Origin of the sequence: Paenibacillus sp. EPM92 (assembly GCF_016586185.1) — a bacterium.
Classification (GTDB): Bacteria; Bacillota; Bacilli; order Paenibacillales; family NBRC-103111; genus Paenibacillus_G; species Paenibacillus_G validus.
The window spans coordinates 161,562-181,543 of the sequence record NZ_BCPS01000068.1 but is presented as its reverse complement, the minus strand read 5'-3'; the positions used below and the strand labels follow the sequence as shown (position 1 = coordinate 181,543).

At 52.6% G+C, this 19,982-nt stretch carries 20 protein-coding genes and 1 pseudogene; 2 read left to right on the top strand and 19 right to left on the bottom strand.

From position 1 onward, the window contains the following. Window positions 1–38: 38 nt before the first annotated feature. Genes JMF85_RS15980 through JMF85_RS15960 form a run of 5 tightly spaced genes read right to left on the bottom strand, consistent with a single transcriptional unit; the run spans window position 39 to window position 3,639 of the window. Complete coding sequence (locus tag JMF85_RS15980) at window positions 39–758, bottom strand: ABC transporter ATP-binding protein (protein ID WP_127604343.1); 720 nt, start codon at window positions 756–758, stop codon at window positions 39–41. Beyond that, window positions 751–1,569: an ABC transporter permease gene (locus tag JMF85_RS15975; protein ID WP_155614313.1), complete on the bottom strand. Its 819-nt coding sequence runs from the start codon at window positions 1,567–1,569 to the stop codon at window positions 751–753. Before JMF85_RS15975 ends, JMF85_RS15980 begins: the two co-directional genes overlap by 8 nt. After that, window positions 1,566–2,120: a nitrous oxide reductase accessory protein NosL gene (locus tag JMF85_RS15970; protein ID WP_201318492.1), complete on the bottom strand. Its 555-nt coding sequence runs from the start codon at window positions 2,118–2,120 to the stop codon at window positions 1,566–1,568. Before JMF85_RS15970 ends, JMF85_RS15975 begins: the two co-directional genes overlap by 4 nt. After that, window positions 2,117–3,469, bottom strand: a complete 1,353-nt coding sequence (locus tag JMF85_RS15965) for a right-handed parallel beta-helix repeat-containing protein (RefSeq protein ID WP_201318491.1) — start codon at window positions 3,467–3,469, stop codon at window positions 2,117–2,119. The genes JMF85_RS15970 and JMF85_RS15965 overlap by 4 nt, the downstream gene beginning before the upstream one ends. Next, complete coding sequence (locus JMF85_RS15960; RefSeq protein WP_201318490.1) at window positions 3,466–3,639, bottom strand: hypothetical protein; 174 nt, start codon at window positions 3,637–3,639, stop codon at window positions 3,466–3,468. The genes JMF85_RS15965 and JMF85_RS15960 overlap by 4 nt, the downstream gene beginning before the upstream one ends. 245 nt (window positions 3,640–3,884) lie before the next feature. Between JMF85_RS15960 and JMF85_RS15955 the strand changes: the two genes are divergently transcribed. After that, complete coding sequence (locus JMF85_RS15955) at window positions 3,885–5,063, top strand: benzoate/H(+) symporter BenE family transporter (protein ID WP_230876008.1); 1,179 nt, start codon at window positions 3,885–3,887, stop codon at window positions 5,061–5,063. 83 nt (window positions 5,064–5,146) lie between these two features. On the opposite strand, the gene fdhA is transcribed toward JMF85_RS15955, so the two are convergent. From fdhA to JMF85_RS15885, 14 genes and pseudogenes are all read right to left on the bottom strand, one after another. Beyond that, on the bottom strand, window positions 5,147–6,364 hold the full coding sequence (fdhA, locus tag JMF85_RS15950) for a formaldehyde dehydrogenase, glutathione-independent (protein WP_127604353.1): 1,218 nt from the start codon (window positions 6,362–6,364) through the stop codon (window positions 5,147–5,149). A gap of 103 nt (window positions 6,365–6,467) precedes the next feature. Then, window positions 6,468–7,373: a LysR family transcriptional regulator gene (locus JMF85_RS15945; RefSeq protein ID WP_155614317.1), complete on the bottom strand. Its 906-nt coding sequence runs from the start codon at window positions 7,371–7,373 to the stop codon at window positions 6,468–6,470. Continuing rightward, window positions 7,370–8,296 carry a LysR family transcriptional regulator gene (locus JMF85_RS15940; RefSeq protein ID WP_054795860.1) on the bottom strand — a complete coding sequence of 309 codons (927 nt, stop codon included), beginning with the start codon at window positions 8,294–8,296 and terminating at the stop codon, window positions 7,370–7,372. Before JMF85_RS15940 ends, JMF85_RS15945 begins: the two co-directional genes overlap by 4 nt. 122 nt (window positions 8,297–8,418) lie before the next feature. Continuing rightward, window positions 8,419–9,105 carry a cysteine hydrolase family protein gene (locus JMF85_RS15935; RefSeq protein ID WP_054795859.1) on the bottom strand — a complete coding sequence of 229 codons (687 nt, stop codon included), beginning with the start codon at window positions 9,103–9,105 and terminating at the stop codon, window positions 8,419–8,421. Further along, entirely contained in the window at window positions 9,102–11,042 is a 1,941-nt protein-coding gene (locus tag JMF85_RS15930; protein WP_155614318.1) for a TRAP transporter permease, read from the bottom strand. The genes JMF85_RS15935 and JMF85_RS15930 overlap by 4 nt, the downstream gene beginning before the upstream one ends. Window positions 11,043–11,101: 59 nt before the next feature. Next, window positions 11,102–12,223, bottom strand: a complete 1,122-nt coding sequence (locus tag JMF85_RS15925) for a TAXI family TRAP transporter solute-binding subunit (protein WP_201318489.1) — start codon at window positions 12,221–12,223, stop codon at window positions 11,102–11,104. A 99-nt stretch (window positions 12,224–12,322) separates the two neighbouring features. After that, on the bottom strand, window positions 12,323–13,525 hold the full coding sequence (locus JMF85_RS15920; RefSeq protein WP_127604363.1) for a Gfo/Idh/MocA family protein: 1,203 nt from the start codon (window positions 13,523–13,525) through the stop codon (window positions 12,323–12,325). Window positions 13,526–13,528: 3 nt separating this feature from the next. Continuing rightward, a complete protein-coding gene (locus JMF85_RS15915) occupies window positions 13,529–13,726 on the bottom strand; it encodes a hypothetical protein (RefSeq protein ID WP_054795852.1) in 198 nt (65 codons plus the stop codon). Between the two features lies 1 nt (window position 13,727). Then, the gene (locus JMF85_RS15910) at window positions 13,728–14,978 is read right to left on the bottom strand and encodes an aromatic ring-hydroxylating dioxygenase subunit alpha (RefSeq protein WP_127604365.1); all 1,251 of its coding nucleotides are present in this window, start codon (window positions 14,976–14,978) and stop codon (window positions 13,728–13,730) included. Continuing rightward, window positions 14,975–15,709: a class II aldolase/adducin family protein gene (locus JMF85_RS15905; RefSeq protein WP_127604367.1), complete on the bottom strand. Its 735-nt coding sequence runs from the start codon at window positions 15,707–15,709 to the stop codon at window positions 14,975–14,977. Before JMF85_RS15905 ends, JMF85_RS15910 begins: the two co-directional genes overlap by 4 nt. A 54-nt stretch (window positions 15,710–15,763) precedes the next feature. Further along, window positions 15,764–16,516 carry an IclR family transcriptional regulator gene (locus JMF85_RS15900; RefSeq protein WP_258313361.1) on the bottom strand — a complete coding sequence of 251 codons (753 nt, stop codon included), beginning with the start codon at window positions 16,514–16,516 and terminating at the stop codon, window positions 15,764–15,766. A gap of 161 nt (window positions 16,517–16,677) precedes the next feature. Further along, on the bottom strand, window positions 16,678–17,625 hold the full coding sequence (locus JMF85_RS15895) for a DMT family transporter (RefSeq protein WP_164751696.1): 948 nt from the start codon (window positions 17,623–17,625) through the stop codon (window positions 16,678–16,680). Between the two features lie 60 nt (window positions 17,626–17,685). Next, window positions 17,686–17,900 (bottom strand): annotated as a pseudogene (locus tag JMF85_RS15890) (hypothetical protein); the annotation flags it as partial. A gap of 133 nt (window positions 17,901–18,033) precedes the next feature. Beyond that, window positions 18,034–18,921 carry a LysR family transcriptional regulator gene (locus JMF85_RS15885; protein WP_127604373.1) on the bottom strand — a complete coding sequence of 296 codons (888 nt, stop codon included), beginning with the start codon at window positions 18,919–18,921 and terminating at the stop codon, window positions 18,034–18,036. 100 nt (window positions 18,922–19,021) lie between these two features. Here JMF85_RS15885 and JMF85_RS15880 point away from each other — a divergent pair, with 100 nt between their 5' ends. Further along, window positions 19,022–19,933, top strand: coding sequence for a DMT family transporter (locus tag JMF85_RS15880; protein WP_054795848.1), 912 nt, complete (start codon window positions 19,022–19,024; stop codon window positions 19,931–19,933). Window positions 19,934–19,982 lie beyond the last annotated feature (49 nt).

The window sequence follows — 19,982 nt, the reverse complement described above, 5'->3', positions numbered from 1 at the left end:
CTTCTGAGGCTTCCGCCTATCCAAAGCTTCGCACCGCCCTAGCGAAACCCGAACAGTTTGGCGAATACAGCCTGCAGGCCGTAAGAACCGTACGCTTGAATGAAGGATGCCGTCGTCCCTTCCTCCACGATCCGCCCCTCCTTCAGGAACACGACATGGTCAGCCGCCGCTTCCGCCACTTGAAGCTGGTGAGTCGAGAAGATGACCGCATGTCCTTCCTGCTTGGCATATCGGACCAGGTCTACGAAGGAATCCATCCAGTACGGGTCAAGACCGTTCGTCGGCTCATCCATAACCAGCAGCGGGGGCTTCGCAAGAAGCGCCTGCGCGAACAAGAGCCGCTGCCGCATCCCTTTGGAGAACGACGTGACGGGTTTGTTCTTCACATCAGCCAAGCCGACAAGGGTCAAGGTTTCGTGAACACGCGAAGGGGACACTTTCCTTAAGGAAGCCCAGAACGCTAACGTTTCCTCTGCGGACAACCCTTGGCCGAACAGGTAGTCATCCGGCATATACCCGATTTGCTCCGCATACGCTTTCCGGCTTTCTTTCCATGAAAGTCCGTTCACCTCAATCGTTCCATGCGTCGGCTGAAGAATGCCGACGATCATGCGCAGAATGGTGCTCTTGCCGGCTCCGTTTCCGCCGCATAGCGCAAGCACCTGTCCGCGGTCTACCTGCATATCCAGCGAATGAATAATCGGCTGACCGCCGATGTCCTTCTTCACGCCCTGCAGGTGCAGCACCGTGTCAGCCACGAGAACGCCCCCTCTCCCAGATCAGATGGGCGAAGCCCGCGGACACGGCAATCCAAATCAGGCAGAGCGCCAGAAACAACCACGTCCCCGCCGGTCTTCCGATCCAGCGCACCCACTCGTAGTACTCGGGACCGAGAGCGGACCCCCCACCCAGCTTTACGACGACGAACAGCCGCACCAGCTCGGCCGGATTCATCAGCGTCAGCGTCACCAGCAGCGGCTTGATCCATTGGAATGGCATCAGGCCAAGCACCGCGATCAGCAAGGTCGGCCAACCGACTACGGCAAAGAACCAAACCGCGACGCCCATCGTAAGCGCCTGCCAGCGATTTTGAGCCAAGGTGCCGAGCACGAGCGCAATCGCGAGGAACAGCAGCACCAGCCCGGAGGAAAACGCTAGGAAAAGTCCGAAGGTGTCCTCCTCCAGTCCTCTCCCTGTCAACGCACCGGCAACCCCCGTCAAACCGTAGCCGAAGGCGACAATGGTCAGCAGCACGACGGTTAATCCGATGTATTTGCCCAGAATAAACGAGAGTGTAGCGAGCGGGTAGGTCGACAGCAGCTGCCAGCTCCCTTCTTCCTTCTCTGCGGTGAGCGAGAACGAACCAAGAAGCAGCGTCATGAGCGGCAGCAGATACAAAATGAGGTTCAGCATCGACGAGGTGGCGCTGGAATACCCTTGTACGAAGCTTTGCGCGTTAATTAACAGCAGAGACAAGCTGAATAAAGTAAAAAGGGCCATAAACGAATAGGCCCACGGGTTCCTGAAGCCGACTTTCACTTCGCGAAGCGCGATATGCAGCACATTCATTTGCCATGCATCCCTTTGTCCCCGGCGCCCATGCTTCCGCCTGACTCCGAGTGGGCGTTCTTGTCATGATTTCCGCCCATATCCATCGAACCCTTGCCGCGCTCCCATGAATGCGTTCCCAGCCCTGCTGCGGACATCAATTTGCCTTTCTTTTGCCCGTCTATAAATTTCTGGGCCTCCGCCTTATCCTTGAATGCGTATATGCCGTAAGCCATCGGTGATTTAAATGAAGGGTCGTATACATAGGAAGCATCTTCGTATGGAATCCACTCTTTGTTGTTGTAATCCCGCACAAACTGGGCTCCGATGTTGGCCGTGCCGTTCTTCCGCTTCCACTCATTCATGCAGCCCAAATCGTCAAACTTGAACGTCTTTCCTTCCTTCGTCGTCAATTGTACGGCAAAGGCGTCGTCTTTGACCTGCATATTGCAAATTTCACACTTGTCGGTTTCTTCATCGATGGGAATCGCCTGATACTTGGCTTGTCCGCACCCGGATAACATAGCAATGACGAAGAGAACAGCGAGAACCGACCAAGCTTGTTTTTTCATGTTCGTTTTACCCCCAGATATAAAATTGTAAAGACGGAAAGAAACAGCAGCAGCAATCCGGCAGCAAGCGTGCCTGCCGAACCGGAAGAAGCATCTCCCGCTTCGCTGCGGATTTCAGGGTTCATTAAAGGCGCTTTATCGACGGACCATTCGGCTTTACCCGACGTATACATGCTTTCGAGGAAGAGCATGCCCGGTGATTGAAAAAATAATTGATAGGCGGGCGTAGCCGACGTCAGCCGCTGAAAAAAAGGATTGATCGCATAAGAAAGCTCGCTGGAACCGTCGCCGTTCGTATCGATGCCGCGAAACGCTTCCCAGTAGTTTCCAGAGAACGCGTTGAGCTTGCTCTCGCTCGCTTCCGCCTCAATGACATTGCGGGTGAAGCGATTCGACACAAAGCGGTTCCCTTCGGATTCCAGAAACTGGACGCCAACGAAGTTTTGCACGACCTCGTTGTTCCGGAACTCGTTGCGGTGCGATTGCTCGATATAAAGTCCGACCCGGTTCCCTTCGACTTTATTGTTAAATATGCGCGACGATTGCACATCATAAAAGAGCAGGCCCTGCGAATTGACGCTTTCGCTTTGCTTGAAGAACTTGTTGCCCGTCACTTCGACATCCTTCACGCCCATGATCATCGCGCCCGTCACGTTATACGAGCCTACGTTGTCTCGCATGACCGTTCCGTCGATATACATGCAATGAAGGCCGTATCTGGAGTGCTCGATCCGGTTGCGTTCTACTTGAATGCGATGACTGTTTTCCATATAAATGCCATCGTTCATACTGGAAATGTAATTGTCGACAATCCGGTTGTCATGGGAATTGAAAAGATCGATGCCGTTCCGCTTATCCGACAGCTTGACAGCCGGCTGACCCGGACTATCCATCCAACGGATCGCGGTATGGCGAATTTCATTGCGCCCGCCGTCGCGCAATACGATGCCGTAGGAACGCGTACGGATGTCGAGCGATTCCAATACGGCACCGCTCGCCGTCACAAGAACCGCAGCCGTTTCTTCCCGCCCTTCCTGAACAATTTGCAAGCCTTGCACATGTACGCCGTCGGCACGGATCTGAACGGCGGATTGGTTCGCGCCGTTTCTAAGCCGGACGTTGCCTTCCGCTTGAATCCGGATCGGCTTGTCAATCGTTATCGCGCCTTCATACTCGGCGGACTTCAGTGTAAGCGTGCCTCCCTTCGGCGTGCGATTGATCAACTGCTGAAGGTTCAGGTACGCGCCGTTATCGGCCGCTAGAGCCGTCTCCCCTCCGGACAGGCACACACCGAGAGCTACGGCTATGCCAACTATCGCCCACTGCCTGATCAACAACCCGCGCATCATAACACCACAAGCGGCTTGTACGGGCTCAGGGGCAGCAGATCTCCTGGAGCAAGCTGCCGATTGACCGTATTCGCTACAAACTTGTCCAACGTTGTCCCGCTTCCGCCTGTCCTTGCTTCCGGTATACCGGGCAGGCCGCTGTTCCCCAGCTTGCGAATCTCAAACTGCACGTTCGCTCCCTCCTCCTTCGCCATTCCTTAGATGGACCGCGTCCCTACTTACTTGTTGCGAGACGGGAACGGGCCTCGTTCCTTTCCATGGCACATTTTTAATTTTACTTATTCCCCCAGAGATTCCTATGACTCGAACGGGCTATTATTATTACGGAAAATTGAACTCTTGCCATGCATGAAATGCGGGGGCTTGACAGGTAGGATTATAATAAAAGAATTAGATGAAGCTGGAGGTGCCACATTTGAACACGCAGAACGTATCCAGCGGTATCATATCCGCTCTAATGGCTTATACAGGGGGCCTCATTCTTGTGATTGATACGGCGAACGCCGCAGGCTTCAGCAGGCCTGTGCTCATTTCCTGGATTTGTGCCGTTTACATCATCGGCGGCCTATTGAATCTTGCTTTGGCGCTGATGTACAAAATTCCAATCGCCGGCTGCCATTCCATTACAGCGATAGCCTTTTTAAGCACGGCTGTTTCCGGGTTCTCCTTATCCGAACTGGCAGGGAGCTACATATTGGCGGGAGTCGTCGTTGCGCTGGTCGGGTTGTCCGGCCTGTTCGACAAGTGGCTCCGTTACATTCCGAAACCGATGCTGGACGCCATGCTGGCGGGATTGGTCCTGAACTATATCGTCAAAATGGTTCCCGCCCTCAAGCAAGCTCCGCTTATTGGCGGGTTAGCCGTATTCGGATTTTTGATCATGCCGAAAATATCCAAGAAAATCCCGCCGATCATCGGGGTACTGGTTTTCGGCATCATAGGACTTGCGGTCAGCGGCTCCTTGCCGCCGATGAAAGAAGCGGTATTCGCATGGCCGCAAACGGTAATGCCTACCTTTACCGCGCATGCTTTCATCTCGATCACGATACCGGTCGCCGTACTGATTCTAAGCAACGATATTGCCGTAGCCCTTGCCGCGCTCCGAAAAAATGGCTTCGAGCTGCCCGTCAACCGGATCTTGGTCATTTCGGGCTTGGCCACTTCCTTCGTCGGTTTATTCGGCGGACATGCTGCCACCGTTGGAGGGATGATGAGCGCCATCTGCAGCCAGGACGAATCGGGCCCCAAACACAAACGTTACTGGGCGGGTGTCGTTTCAGGAAGCCTGGTGCTTGTGTTTGGCCTGTTCGCGTGGTGGGCCGTTTCTTTTATTGAGGTGCTGCCGCTTTCTTTTATTACCATTATCGCGGGATTTACGTTGATCGGGGTGTTGATGAACAGCCTGCAATCCGCTTTTTCGGAATCCACCTACCGCTATTCCACCGTGTTTGCGTTTGCGATCGCTGTGTCCAACGTGACCTTTCTTGGGATTGCTGCGCCCGTCTGGTCCCTGGTCATCGGCGTGCTTTCGGCCAAAATATTAAGAGAAGGCATCGATCATCGGGTTGCGGAAAAAGCCTTGGAAGGAAATTGAAGCAGCGAGCGAGTGCCGCCATACAAAAAAGAGGATGCCGCTGTTGCCGTTGGCATCCTCTTTCGCACCTGCATGCAGGTCTATTATCGTTTTACGGAAAGATGAGGGTCAATTACAAACTTTTTGGAAGCGCCTTTATCGAATTCCGAATAAGCGGCAGGCGCTTGGTCGAGCGAGATCAAAGTAGCGTTGACCGCTTTGGCGATTTGGGCTTTTCCGCTCAGGATGGACGTCATCAATTCCCGGTGATACTGCATGACCGGCGTTTGTCCGGTTACAAACGTATGGGATTTGGCCCAGCCCAAGCCGAATCGGATTTTTAAGGTCCCGATTTTGGCATCTTCATCGACAGCGCCCGGGTCACCGGTTACATAGAGTCCGGGAATGCCAAGCCTTCCCCCCGCACGTGTAACCTCCATAATCGAATTTAATACGGTAGCAGGCGCTTCGCCATGCGCGTGGCCATGGCCGTGCGCTTCGAATCCTACGCAGTCGATCGCGCAATCCACTTCAGGCTCCCCTAGAATTTGGTCAATTTGCTCAGCCAGGTTCGCATGCTCGCGCAAATTAACCGTTTCGCACCCAAAGCTCTTGGCCTGCGCTAATCTTTCGCTGTTCAGGTCGCCTACGATGACAACAGCTGCGCCAAGCAGCTGGGCGGAGTGGGCCGCAGCCAAACCGACCGGACCGGCACCCGCGACATAAACGGTAGATCCCGGCTTGACACCGGCGCTTACTGCGCCATGATATCCCGTCGGGAATATATCCGACAGCATGGTCAAATCGAGAATTTTTTCCATAGCACGGTCTTTGTCCGGAAATTTAAGCAGTTGGAAGTCCGCGTAAGGAACCATGACGTACTCCGACTGGCCGCCGACCCAGCCTCCCATATCCACGTAGCCGTAGGCCGAGCCCGGACGGTCCGGATTCACATTCGAGCATACATTCGTGTTGCGTTCTTTGCAGTTCCGGCACCGGCCGCAAGCAATATTAAAGGGAACGGAAACAAGATCGCCCTTCTTAATAAACTCGACATCGCGTCCGACTTCGATGACTTCTCCGGTAATCTCATGCCCTAATACCAAGCCGCTTGGAGCGGTTGTACGGCCTCTCACCATATGCTGGTCACTGCCGCAAATATTAGTCGTGATCACCTTCAGAATGACGCCATGCTCACATTTCCTGCCGACGTTCAACGGGTTGACACCCGGTCCGTCCCGCAAAATCAATTCGGGATAACTGATATCCCGAACCTCCACTTCTCCTGGTCCAACGTAAACAACTGCGCGATTTCCTGCCATGAACATCTCTCCTTCTGTAACCGTTTACACAAATTAACCGGAAGTATGTGAAATTATGTAAGTAGTTCGGCAGATTCATCATACCATGTTTGAGTAAAGTAACTCAAGCCTTCGTGTGCAATTCGACCGGCCACAGCATGAATTGCCGCATCAGCTCGACGAGCGCCTGATGCTCGATCCTCGTTTTTCGGAAAATCAGGCTGATTTCCCGTCTGATCGGGCGGTTCAGATGAAGCGGCAGCACCACGAGCTTGCCTGCTTCGACATCTTGATCCACGACGATGGAAGGCAGAAAGGCGATGCCGTTACCGGCCATCACCATCCGTTTCACCGCATCGAAATGGTTCAATTCCATGGAGATGCGGATCGGCAGGCCGTGCTCCCGAAACAAATTATGGATCATATAGGAGGAATTGGATTCCCTCTCGCTGATCAGCAGCGGTTCGTTCTTCAGGTCGTAAAGATGGAGGCTGGGGCATTGGGCGAGCGGATGCTTCGGCGCAGCAACAAGCCGGAATGGATAGGCGCAGATCGGAAGGCTGACCATGTCCGGATGCTCCAGGTATCCGGCGATAAATCCGACGTAGGCGACCTCGTCAAACAACATTTCCATCACTTCGCGCGTGCTCCCGATGTGCAGCGGCATATCCCATTCCGGCCGCTTGCGGATAAAATCGCCAATCAGCGGAGGTAAAAAGTAAGTCATGATGGTCGGGGTTCCTGCCACAGGCAGCCGCACTTTCGGGCTGCTCTGAGCATCGGCCAGACGTTCCAGGCCATCCTTGAGCACGCGCAGCGATCTTCGGGCGCACTCGTAGAACGCTTTGCCCTCGGCGGTTACGGTCAGCTTGTTGCCTGCCCGGCTAACTAAAGGTACGCCAAGCTCATCCTCCAGCGCCTTGATCCGCATCGTGACAGCGGGCTGCGATACGCCGAGCTCCCCGGCCGCCCGGCTTAAGCTGCTGTGTTCTATCAACTGGCCGAGCACATCCAGGTGGAATACGTTCATTCGGCACCCCCCGCTATTTCCGCAGCTTCCCGCAAGGCAAACTCCATAAAGGCTTGGGAAGCCTGTGCATGATTCGAGGCTTCGCTTCGGGAGACCATAAACAAGGAAGAGCGGATATCCGGCGGCGGCGCCATCCGCAGACTGACCAAATCCCCGCTCTCCAGCTCTTCAGCAACGGTGAGACCAGGCAGGAAAGCGATAGCGCCGAACGGCTGCAAATATCGTTTCAGCGTTTCCGGATGGTCGAATTCCATGTGAACCCGGAGAACAAGACGGTGCCGAGCAAACCATTGCTCCAGAAGGCTCCATGGCTCCGAACGCGTATCGAACCCCAATATGGGGCATGACGCCGCGTCTTCCGGACCGATCGCCTCAAGCCGGGTTAAAGGATGTCCCTTGGGCACTACCGGGATGACCGGATCGCGGAGCAGCGGATAACGGACGAGGCCCTTCTCCTGCGGCTGCTCCTGAACCATGCCGATGTCCGCCTTCCCTTGCGTGACCAAACTGAGTACCTGGGAATTGGAGCAAGCCGACAACTTCAGCCTTACCTTCGGAAACTTCTTAGCGAACCTCCTGATCATGTCCGGCAGCATGTAGCTGGTGAAGAACGGCGTCGCAGCGATATTCAGATGCCCTGCATGGGCCATGCCCCTGGCATGAATCCGGCTCCGTCCTTCTTCGATGAGATCCATAAACCGTTCCACGTATGCGACGAACGCCGCTCCTGCATCCGTGAGTTCAATCCGCCGGCCCGTTCGGACAAACAACGGGACACCGACCTCATCCTCCAAGGCTTTGATTCTTCCGGTGACGGTAGACACCGATAAATACATGTCTTCTGCAGTTTTGCTGATGCTCCCTGATGTGACAACCCGTTGAAACGTCTTCAACAAATCGATTTCTAACGGCGGCACCCTCATTCGAATTCTCCCTTGCTTCAATCGCTTTATGCCCATTCTAACAGCGCGCTCCCTGCCATAAACAAAGCTGTGCCGCCATGCGGAACAAGTTTCGATTTTTTGTCACATAACGGCAGATTGAATCAAGGAAGGCGGTTTGCGGAAATGGACGGCTTCAATTGTTCCCAAGTGAGTACGGAAGCGTACTTGGCGTCCAGATCATACAAATTATTTTCATGTGCAAATCGGGAGCGGTCAAAACAACCGTCCTCCATAACGAAGCATGGAAACCCGTTGGAAAATCCGTCAACGGCTGTCGCCCGCACACAACCGGAGGTGGAGCCTCCGCATAAGACAAGGGCATCCACCTGCTGCCTGATGAGATAGCTCAGCAAGGGGGTGTGGAAGAAGGCGCTTGCTTTGGTCTTCGGCATCACCCATTCGCGGTCGAGCGGTCGGATGTCTTCCGCGAATTGATTAAATAATTCGTGAGCTTCATGCGTGACCGACTTAGGCTTTGTCGCCGTCCCCGCATAAGTCCCTTGCCGCAGGTCCATAACCGTATAGACGACCGGAAGCTGAAGTTCGCGAAACCGCCCGGCGGCCTGCCGGATCGCGGACATCGCCTCCCACGCCGCTTCTCCGCAGGAAGTCCGGTATTCTTGAGTCGCCTGCTCCAAAGGTAACGGTCTGGAACCCGTAAAACCGTACGTGCAGTCAATGATCAACAACGCGGGTCTGGAACCCATCGTTTGACGGGTATGGTAACCTAGCTGCTCATAGGTTCCCCGCTCTGCCTCCGGAAGTCGTTCCACCCATGATTTCATCATATACTTTTATTCTCCGTTAAGTTGGGTGCGCGCCGACTTAAATACTTGGAGACCAACACCGACGACGCAGCGATAATCCCGATAATATCCATATAAGCTTGAGGGAAAATCATCATGACTCCCGCTACGAAAATGACTAAACGCTCAAACCCGTTCAGATTTTTCAGGAGCCAGCCCTCCACTGCAGCAGCCAAGGAAGCGATGCCAATCGCGGAAGTCAAGACCGCAACGAGAATCGTACCGATGGTTCCTTCCATGAGCAATCCGGGCTGATACACAAACATAAACGGCATAATAAATGCGACCAAGGCGAGTTTGCAAGCCGCCCAGCCGATCTTGTTCGGGTCCGCTTGGGCGATGCTGCCTGCGGCGATACATGCGGTTGCTACAGGCGGAGAAATACACGAAAGCACAGAATAATACACGATAAACAGATGCGCAGACATGACGCTGACACCCAAATTAATTAAGAGAGGCGCGGCAAGCGCCGCCGTCAAGATGTACGAAGTGGACGTCGGCAAGCCCATTCCGAAAATAATACACATGATCGCTGTGGCTACCAGTGACAAGAATATATCTCCGAACGTAAACTCGAAGATCATCGTTCCGAATTTGGAGGCCAGCCCGGTCAGCATAATTTCATCGATAAACATGCCCGCCGCCGCACAAGCCAAGGTGACGGGAATGACGCGTATGAGCGTTTCTTCGCACGCTTCGATGATTTTGCGCAGGCCGATTCTTCGCTGCGGATTAAACCAGCTCATGACAATGATCAGAGCGCAAGCCAAAATGGCGACGTATGGCGCGGTGTATCCCTGCTCGATTCCCCATATCAGGAATAAGATAGGCAGCAGATGCATCCAGCCTTCTTTCATCACTTCCTTAAATTTAGGGACACTGTCCATGGTGGGCATATTTAATTTTTTCGAACGGAAATGGACCTGCAGAAAGATCCCCATATAATACAATACCGCCGGTATGATGGCCGCAATCATAATGTCGCTGTAGGGAATGCCGGCATATTCCGCCATCAGGAATGCCGCGGAACCCATAATCGGCGGAGCAATACTTCCTCCGGCCGAGGCCGCAGACTCTACGGCGCCTGCATAAACCGGATTGTATCCGATACGCTTCATGATCGGAATATTGACGGAGCCGGTTGTCAATACATCCGCCGTCGGACTGCCGGAGATCATGCCGAACATCCCGGCGGAAATAACGCCGACTTTGGCCGGTCCTCCGACAGAACGGCCGGAGAGCATGGCAGCAAATTTAAAGAAGAAGTCTCCCCCGCCGGCTTGCGTGTAGAAGGCGCCAAACAGGACGAACATAAACACGTAAGTGGCCGCAACGCCAATCGTGGTTCCAAATATACCGTTAACGGTGTAAACCATATCGTCCAAATAATGATTTAACGTAATCAGCCGGTGTGAATAAGCTCCGGGAATTAAATGGCCAAAAGCGGTGTAGGCCATAAAGACGAGCACGATAATCGTCAAGGAGGAGCCCAGTGTGCGGCGTGTCGCTTCAAGCGTCAGTACCACAAGAACAATCCCTACAAACGTTTCGAGCGAAGTCAATTCGTTGAATAACGGGATTCTTTGTAAATATTCCGGCGTGTTCACCATAAAGAAAATCCATATGGCGAATGAGAGCAAGGAATAAATGATATCCCACCATGTCGGAAGATCATTTCTTACATTCTTCCTGGAACTGTATAACAAGAACGTGATCCCCAGTACAAAAGGGTAAAAGATTGCCGCATATTGAAACAAATCCATATTCCCGATCGCACCGAGCCAAATTTCAAAAATCGATAAGGCCAAGGCAAAACCAATAATGACGATGCGGAATAGGCCCTGGGGTCTTCGCAAAGCCCCTTCCCGAAACCACTCCTTGAACCCGGAGCCTGGTGCTTCTGTATGTTCATTCGTCAAGTTGAATACCACCTTTCCATCTTGTTAGGACTTCAGCGATTTCTACTCGTAGAGGTTCATTATTTTTTCAGAGCACCGACATCCTCAAATAAGGCCTTGGCTCCGGGCGCTAACGGAACGGACCCGGTATCCGCCAGCTTTTGCGCGGATATCTCTTTCATGGCCGGGTGCAATTCCCGGAGGATGGCGACATTGTCAACTAGAGCTTTCGCCATTTTGTATTGATCTTGTACGCTTGCTTTCTTACTTACGAGAATAACGGCGCTCAGCGTTACCGTATTCACATCTTCTTTCTGCCATTTATAAGTACCCTTCGGCACAACAATATCATTCAGCTCCCATACTTTCTTCAGGGCGTCCTTGGATTTTTGATCGAGGCTCCACTGGACAAGCTCGGTATTGACGGCTGTTTCCTCCACTTTCGAATCCGGCGCAAATACGAAGTCGATGGAAATGTCCATCCGGTTGTTCTGCATAGCCTCAAACCGCTGCGCGCTTCCTGTCCAGGTTAAAGACCCGCCCCACTGCTTCAAGGTCGCCTCCGTAATGCCGTTGACCTCAAGCAGTGTATTCGCCCCCAGGGAATTCATATTTCCTTTCTGGTTAATGGCGATTCTTGCGGGAGCTTTCTTGGCGGAAATATCCGCTAAACCGGTTAAACCGTACTTATCTGCAAAATCTTTGCGGACCGTGACTTGAAGAACAGCGTTGTCATAGATCGTAGCAAGCGCCATCAGGTTTTCATATTTCTTGTTGAAGGGAGCGATACCGTTTTTGGCAGCCGTCACTTCAATAGCTTGCACGATGCCTAATTCGACTTGCCCCTCGTCAATGAGCTTGATATTCCCCGCGCCGCTGCCCGGTTCATAGGTGGCTGCCGAGCCCGGATAAGAAGTCGAGAACGACTTGGAAATCACTTGCCCCATACCCGACCAAAAACCGCCGACCGACCCTCCTGCAAGCGTAACCGTCATCGGATTTTTATTGTTTTTGTCAATTTGAAGATCGGCCTTTGGCTCAGCGGCTCCGGCTGCAGCGGAAGCCCCGGATGCGCCGGAAGCAGCAGCCGGCTGGCTGGCGGCGGCTTTCTCGGACGGGGCGCCGGAACAGGCGGCCATCCCGATGGATAAGGCGAACGACAGTAAGGTAAGCGGCAGTTGCTTCCATTTTGTTTGTTTCATAATTTTCATCTCCCTTAGAAATTGTTTGTAATCGCTTACAAATCGTTTCTTTAAGAAGTGCCGATGAAGACATCAACGAGTAACGATCGCTAATCCTGACTACTTCAGCGGCACCTGGTGGCTTAACACGATTTCCTTTTTTTCCTGGGACGACTTCAGTGCGGCTAAACAAATTTCCAAGTTCGCCAGCCCCCATCTTCCGTCATGAACAGGGCGCTTCCCTTGAATCACCGCCTCATAAAATTCCTCAACGACCTTATCACGCCCATTCACATCTTGCGGAAGCTTAAGATGCTCGACTCCCTCTTCGCCATACACCATCAGACCTTCCGGCGTTTGCCGAATGTCGCCCCGTTCCCCGCTGACGATGGTTAGACCGAAAAAGGGCTGCTGCACATCACGGTCCGCATATTTCATGGACGACTTGCCGTTGTAACCGGAGCGGCTGCTCTTTAACGCCTGCTCTTGGCTCGAGCTCATGGCCCGTATCGTTTTGCGATTGGACGCATAAGCTCCGGCTGTCACCCGCTCACCCCATTCTCCAATGTTCGAAGTCCATTCCGTCGTATGGAAATGATCGTATCCGTTATACACGGCGGTTGCGGAAGCGCCGTCTTCAAAATCGAAAAAAACAACATGGCTGCCTTCCGTCGGCCTCTTGGGGTCCCAAGCGCCGGCAGACGCCCGAATGCTTCTGACCTTGCCCCCGCCCAGCAAACGGATGATATCGAACTGATGGGCGCCTTGCCGGAAAGTCACCCCGCCGCCCAATTCCGTTCGGAGCTCCTCACGCAGGCGAGGCCTATACATCCAATCGGTGTAGCACCACGTATGGGCCATTGTGAACTTCCCGATGATCCCGCTTTCAAGCACTTCTCTCATCTTTAAAATAGGAGGGTCAAAACTGTGCGAATGGCCGACCACCATCGTCACCCCGCCCGCTTCTGCCGCCGTTACCATCCGGAGCGCTTCTTCCAGCGAAGTGGCGATCGGTTTTTCCAAAATGATGTGCTTCTTCGCAGAGGCGGCGAGCAGGACATGTTCCGTATGAAATGGTGTCGGTGTAGCAATGTAAACGGCGTCCACCTCGGGCGAGAGGCACATCCGCTCCACACTAGGATAAGTCTCCGCAGCAAAATCGGCATGAAATTGGCGAAGCTGTTCCTCATCCAGGGAAGCGGCGGCGGTAATGCGTATCCCCGGATGTTTAAGGAAAGCGGGAAGCATCGCTTTCGTTGCGGTCCCGAGTCCGGCGATCCCTACACGGATCACCGGACGCTGCGGTCCCGGTTCGGAAATCATAGGCTATTCCTCCGTCTCGGTCGTAATCATACGTTTCACTTCCACCACTTCCCCTCTCCAGCCGCAAGCGTGGCACCAGCAGAAATAAACCGTATGATGAGAGCTCCAATATTCAATGATGATGCTGCTGGGATCGTGCATCGAATGGCCGCATCCGTTGCAAAATTTGACCTTATCCGGTCCCTTGGCTGGTTCGCTCATATTAATGGACTCCTACCCGTTCGAATAAGGCGATTAAATCTTGGGCAACCGGGCAATATTTCGTCTGAAACCGCTGCGTAATACTGGCGAAGCCTTCGCTGAAATGGTGCTTTTTACGCTCAAGCGGCAGTTCAATGAACTGATTGGCGGCAGGATCGCGGAACACATTGATCGGCTCCTCCCCCTTCGCAACCTTGGCGATCTGCTCCTTCAGCATCTGTCTGAATAGAATGATGCCTTTATCCGTCGTGCCCAGCTTCTCATTGGTACGATCGGCAACCGCACCCTGCGTAATCCAGCACATAATGTCCTGTCCGTCAATGTAATCGGTAATAAACGCTCCGTTCTGATCCTTATAAGGCACTTCGTAGACACAGACCTCTTTCAGATTGTCGGGAATTTCTACGTCCGGTCCCGGCACATAAGCGTTATACCAAACGTGCCATGTATGGTGATCGTCAATCGGCACCCGCATTTGGAAGGCGTAAGTGCCAAGTCCGCCGCTGCCGACAGCCAGCATATAAGGGAACACGACCGGATGGCCTACTTTCCAATCATCGCTGTCTTCCGTTTGACCGTGAAGCAGCCTGCGTTTAACGATACCGTATTGGAACCGGTCAAATTCGATTTTCAAATGCTTGCGTTGAAAAGCTACTTCCTGCTTGGACCCGTTTTGTGTCGTAATGTATTCATGGTAGTGCCCATGCAGCCATTCCGTGTGAACCGGATCCATCGAATTTTCCATGATCTGCAGCCAGTTCACCGGCAGCACCGCCTGACCGATGACGCGAATCGCGTTGTCGACGACGAACCCGTCAAATCGGGGCAGCAGCGGAGCAGGCTCCGGACCCATGTAACCAAAGATCAGTCCGCCCATCTCTTGAACTTTATAGGCAGCGATTTTTATGCGGTCTTTAAAGGTGCTGTGCTCCGGCTCATTAGGCTGTTCGGTACATTGTCCGCTGGAGTTAAAGCACCATCCGTGATACTGGCAGCGGAGCCCGTCTTGTTCGGGGATGCCGTGCACCATGGAGACGCCTCTGTGCGGACATCGTTCCTGAACCAATCCCAAATGGCCCGACTTGTCGCGGTATAGAACCAAGTCTTCGCCAAGCAATCGCACTTTCTTGGTATAGGTGTTATTTAGATCCGATGCGGCAGCAACCGGAAACCAGTAACGGCGAAGCAATAGACCAAGCGGCGTCCCTGGACCGACTTGCGTTAGAAACTCGTTCTGTTCTTGACTAATCATCGATGATCGTCCTCCTTGTCATCTTCGATTCCGCTAAGCGCACCTTGCTTTTCCGCTTTCTCCTGGTGATACGTCCACAATTTTTGGATGATGCTCGGCTGCCAGTTGGAGGACCGGGTGCGTTCCAGATTGTCGCCCTCCAGCACCCTCATGTTCGGTCCCAGCAAGGCGGCGTCATATTGTTTTTTTGCATTTTCTTCCAGAAACACGGAGATTGTAAACGCGCTTTGGACATTCTCGGACGCCACAACGGTTCCATGATGACGAAGCAGAACGGAACTGGCCTTGCCCAGCTTCTCCGCCACTTGTTCTCCCAATTCCCGGGTATTGATCAGACTGGAGTCCTCGAACATCGGTACATCCCGTACGAAGGCCCCGACCCCAAACACCGGCTTTAGTGGAATATCCGCTATGCCCAGCACGGTTTGATAATGAGGATGATTGTGAATGACGCTGCCGACATCCGCTCTTCTTCTATAGATTTCCGTATGGATGTGGAACTCGCTAGGCGGTTCCGAATCTCCTTCGACGAGTCGGCCTTCCATGTCGCACATGACAATATCATGAACGGTAAGTGAAGCCCGGCTCGCTTTACGCGAATTGATCAGAAAACGGTCTGCTCCGGGTATTCGGACACTGACATGGCCGTTATTATCCAGCAGCTCGATACGCTCCAGCATCCGGACAGCCTTCGTCACAAGCAGCTTTAATTCATGGACTTGAGCATCCAACCTGCATCCCTCCTTGCACAAAGTCAAAATAGAGCGCTTTCATAATCATGCGGTTTATCGGGTTGTTTCCATCATGACACCGGAATGACCCATAGCAGCGGAAATTTGATGGGCGCTTTGTGTCACCTTCTCGATGAGGAATTGCAGCCGATTGTCCGTCAGTCTTTGAACGGGGCCGGCTGCCGTTAAGCTGGCGACAACGTGACCGCTATGATCGAATACCGGTGCGGAAACCGAGAAAGCTCCGGGTATTCGATCGTTGACGGAAGTGCCGTACCCTAGCCGGACGATTTGTTCGAGGCGGTCCATCAGCTCGGGTGCTGTCATAAGCAGCTGCCCGTCCTTCTCTCCTTGTTCGATCAGGCGGCGCTTCCGTGGCTCGGGCATGAACGAGAGCAGCACCATACTGGATGCTCCCTGATATAAAGGAACCCGTTGGCCGACCTTGACGAAATTCCGAACGACTTCGGCGCTCTCTACCATCTCGATGCATACCCGATAATCGTCATCGACTATACTCAAGCCGACGGTTTCGGAAATTTCCCCGCACAGCTGCTTCATAAACGATAATGCGACGCTCCTTAGCGACATCGTTCCTCCGACGATCGACCCCAGCCTGAACAATTTCAAGCTTAAACTGTATTTCTGATTGTCTTCGTTTTGTTTGACGTATCCGCATAGGATCATCGTTGCGAGCAGCCGGTGGACGGTGCTTTTGGAAAGCTTGCTCTTCTCGGCGATTTCGCCAAGAAACATATCCGGCTTTTCCATCGTGAAACATTCCAAAATTCGTAAAGCCCTCTCCAAGGATTGAACTTTCTCACGCTCAGCGATTATGCCCCTCCCCCTCTATCATTCCACGATGCGGAACTCATTTCGTAATGTGGTATGACTCCATTATACGCGCTCGAGCGAATCCGAACTTGCGGGATTATTAATACTACTATTAATAATTCCGAAGCATGATTTTACATCAAAATGATGACGTTGATTCCAGCCAGCACCAGCAAGACGCCAAGCAGGGTCCGCCATGTGATCCCTTCCTGATTTTTCAAAAGAAAATAGCTGATCGGCAGGACCAGAATCGGCGTAGACATATTGATCACGGTTGCGATCGAAACCGGCAGCCATTTCATTGACGCGATGTATAAAATCTGCGCCGTGATCGTAAGAACCCCGCTGCTCGCATAAAGCAACAGTCCCCGGCGGTCGGCGTTTCGAATTTGATCGGCGACGGTACTGATTTTCATGCTGAACGTCATATGCAGCAAAAGTCCGGCTACAGCCCCGATCCATGCGCCCAGTATCGGCTCGTTCCACTGCTGTACCGCCGATCCCCTCAAAATATTCCCGACGGCGTAGCTTAACGAGCTCAACAGCGCCAACAGGATATAAGGATGAAACAACGCCCGGAGCACGTTCCCGCCCGACTGCCCGGCAGCTGCGATTTCCGAATCGGCAGCGCTGGTTTCCGCAGTCAATGCCCGTTTCGGCTTCACGTAATTCACGAGAAACAATCCGAACAATACCGTGATAACGGCGAACCATTTGCCTACACTTAGAGATTCGCCCAACACAGCCCATGAAATCAAGACGGTGAATACGGGATTGCTCGTCTGGAACGTGCTGGCTTTAGCCGGCCCCAGCCGTTCAATCGTTTCAAAGAAGAACCATCGTCCCAGGAAAGTTGCGAAGAAGCCGGACAATAAGAACAAGAGAAATGCCTGAAGATGAAACGGCTGAATGTCACCCTTCACCATGTATTGAACAGCGAACAACAACGTGGAAAACATAATATTGACCGAAGCGGAAATAAAAAACCCTAGCGTTAAGCTCAACCGGGAAGTAGCCATCTTCGTAATGATAATATTGACAGCAAATAACGTCATGGATAATAAAGCCAACAATTCTCCCATCATTCACCTTTTTCTGCATATTCGCCTAAAAGAAGAAAAGCCCGCAAGGGGCCCTTTCTTTTAGGTGTATACCGATTTTTTAGCATATAAGTCCAAACTGATATCCAACGCTTCCACGGAGTAAGTCAGGCTCCCCATGGAGATGACGTCGACGCCGACCGACGCCTCTCGACTTCCACCTCAATCGTCATCGTGTGAGGCACCGATTTCCGTGCCTTCGTGACCGCTTCGCGCAAACCGCCGGCAGCCTTAATGTGATTGTCTTTGATCAAGATACCTCCTAATGGTTATATTCAATCAAACAGGAAGCGTATGGCTTGAGCATAGCTAGCATTAGTATCGTATCGCGGGAATCTTTCCCTCAACAAGTCGCTTGTTCTGCTATGTGTAACAGATAGAACAAATATTTTATTGAAACATATTCGAATCCGGGGCGAATAATTGCTTCATCGTTTTGATAAACAGCTGAACGGCAAGCGAGCATTCCGGCAAGGAAGGTACGGCAATGCTAACATCCCGGTAAACCCGGGGTTCCAGATCGCGCGTTTGGATGCCTGGGGGCAAATGAGTGAGGGAAAGGCCGGATAGGATGGCCGCGCCCAAGCCCTCCTTGATCATGTTCAGCACCGTGTTTACATTGTAAACCCCATACGCAATGTTCAATCTGACTCCCGCCTGGTGAAACATCTCGATGATCGGCGCATCGTAGCCCCCATGACAAACGATCAGAGGCTCACTGTCCAGATCGTTGATCGTGACGGAGGCTCGAAGGCATAACGGATGGTCGTCCCTTAAGACCGCGACCATCTTATCCCGCAGTATGGGAATATGATCCATCTTCCCGTCCGGGAGTATGATGATGCCGGCATCCACGACCCTCGTCCGCAACCATTCCTTCACTTCCTCGATCGTTCCTTCATGGAGCTCAAGCCGGAGATTGGGGTAATTTCGTTGAAAGAAATCGATGATTTTAGGAAAAAAATGGGCCGCCGCGCTCGGAAACGTTCCTATCCGAATCGTTCCTACTTCAAGCCCTTTTTCCGCTGCTGCAATCTGTTCAATGTTCTCGATCCGCTGCAAAATTTCCCGAATCTGAACAAGCACCCGTTGACCCACATCGGTGAGGACAATGCCTTTTCTGCGGTCGCGGACAATCAGACTGACGCCCAGATCGGACTCCAGACCGGAAATGGCGTGGCTGACCGCCGGTTGGGTCATATTCAAGGCTTGTGCGGCTTTGGTGAAGCTACCGGTCTCCATCGCTTTTGCGAACACCATATACTGGGTTATCGTCATAACTAATTACTAATGCTCCTTATAAAAATCATTCATTTTATTTATCTTATCATTTAGCTTATCATATACAATCAGTAAACAACAAGGAGCGCGATTATTCATGCATCGACCGTCACGTAAACAGGCCTCTTTGCTGCTCGCATTTTTAATCGTCATGTGGGGAGTGAATTGGCCTTTAACCAAGCTTGCCCTGCATTACGCGCCGCCGCTGCTGTTTGCCGGTCTGAGAACGGAAATCGGCGGACTGTTGTTGGTGTTCATTGGGCTGTTTCGATACAAAGAGCTTCGCTTCAAGCAAAACTGGTCGATCTACTTGTTATCGGCCTTACTTAATATCGTTCTGTTTTACGGATTGCAAACGATAGGACTGGGTTATCTTCCCGCCGGACTCTTCTCCGCCATCGTGTTCTTGCAGCCCGTACTGCTCGGCATCTTCTCCTGGCTGTGGCTCGGCGAATCGATGTACAGGCTGAAAATCATCGGTTTGATTCTCGGATTTACAGGTGTTGCCACCATAAGCGCAGGCGCACTGACCGGGAATATTTCGTTAGTCGGGGTTTTGCTTGCTCTCGGTACTGCGCTTTGTTGGGCTTTCGGCACCGTCTATATGAAGAAAATCGGAGATCGTGCGGATTCCGTATGGCTTGTCGCGATGCAGCTCATCATCGGAGGCATTCTGTTAATGGGTTCCGGATCGGTCTCGGAAGCCTGGTCCAGCATTCAGTGGGACGCATCCTTCGTAGCCATTATGCTCTTCATCTCCATTTTCGTCATTGCGTTGGGCTGGCTGACTTACTTTATATTGATCGGTACCGGAGAAGCCAGTAAAGTGGCCTCCTTCACCTTCTTAATCCCGCTGGTTTCCATTACCGGAAGCTCTCTTATGATGAACGAACCCATTACGATTCATTTGGGAGTCGGTCTCTTGTTCGTCCTCGTCAGCATATTACTCGTGAACCTGAAGCCCAAACCGGGGATCTCAAGCTCCGCTGCGGCCACCGGACATCATTAATCAGGCATACATCGACAAATAGCTGGCCGCGCAGAGCGCGGCCAGCTAT

What these genes read in the sequence shown, in the direction of transcription:
- JMF85_RS15975 (WP_155614313.1), bottom strand. Translation starts at nt 1,569, where the DNA reads ATGAATGTGCTGCATATCGCGCTTCGCGAAGTGAAAGTCGGCTTCAGG.
- JMF85_RS15970 (WP_201318492.1), bottom strand. Translation starts at nt 2,120, where the DNA reads ATGAAAAAACAAGCTTGGTCGGTTCTCGCTGTTCTCTTCGTCATTGCT.
- JMF85_RS15965 (WP_201318491.1), bottom strand. Translation starts at nt 3,469, where the DNA reads ATGATGCGCGGGTTGTTGATCAGGCAGTGGGCGATAGTTGGCATAGCC.
- fdhA (WP_127604353.1), bottom strand. Translation starts at nt 6,364, where the DNA reads ATGGCAGGAAATCGCGCAGTTGTTTACGTTGGACCAGGAGAAGTGGAG.
- JMF85_RS15945 (WP_155614317.1), bottom strand. Translation starts at nt 7,373, where the DNA reads ATGAACGTATTCCACCTGGATGTGCTCGGCCAGTTGATAGAACACAGC.
- JMF85_RS15940 (WP_054795860.1), bottom strand. Translation starts at nt 8,296, where the DNA reads ATGAGGGTGCCGCCGTTAGAAATCGATTTGTTGAAGACGTTTCAACGG.
- JMF85_RS15935 (WP_054795859.1), bottom strand. Translation starts at nt 9,105, where the DNA reads ATGATGAAATCATGGGTGGAACGACTTCCGGAGGCAGAGCGGGGAACC.
- JMF85_RS15925 (WP_201318489.1), bottom strand. Translation starts at nt 12,223, where the DNA reads ATGAAACAAACAAAATGGAAGCAACTGCCGCTTACCTTACTGTCGTTC.
- JMF85_RS15920 (WP_127604363.1), bottom strand. Translation starts at nt 13,525, where the DNA reads ATGATTTCCGAACCGGGACCGCAGCGTCCGGTGATCCGTGTAGGGATC.
- JMF85_RS15915 (WP_054795852.1), bottom strand. Translation starts at nt 13,726, where the DNA reads ATGAGCGAACCAGCCAAGGGACCGGATAAGGTCAAATTTTGCAACGGA.
- JMF85_RS15910 (WP_127604365.1), bottom strand. Translation starts at nt 14,978, where the DNA reads ATGATTAGTCAAGAACAGAACGAGTTTCTAACGCAAGTCGGTCCAGGG.
- JMF85_RS15895 (WP_164751696.1), bottom strand. Translation starts at nt 17,625, where the DNA reads ATGGGAGAATTGTTGGCTTTATTATCCATGACGTTATTTGCTGTCAAT.
- JMF85_RS15885 (WP_127604373.1), bottom strand. Translation starts at nt 18,921, where the DNA reads ATGACGATAACCCAGTATATGGTGTTCGCAAAAGCGATGGAGACCGGT.
- JMF85_RS15880 (WP_054795848.1), top strand. Translation starts at nt 19,022, where the DNA reads ATGCATCGACCGTCACGTAAACAGGCCTCTTTGCTGCTCGCATTTTTA.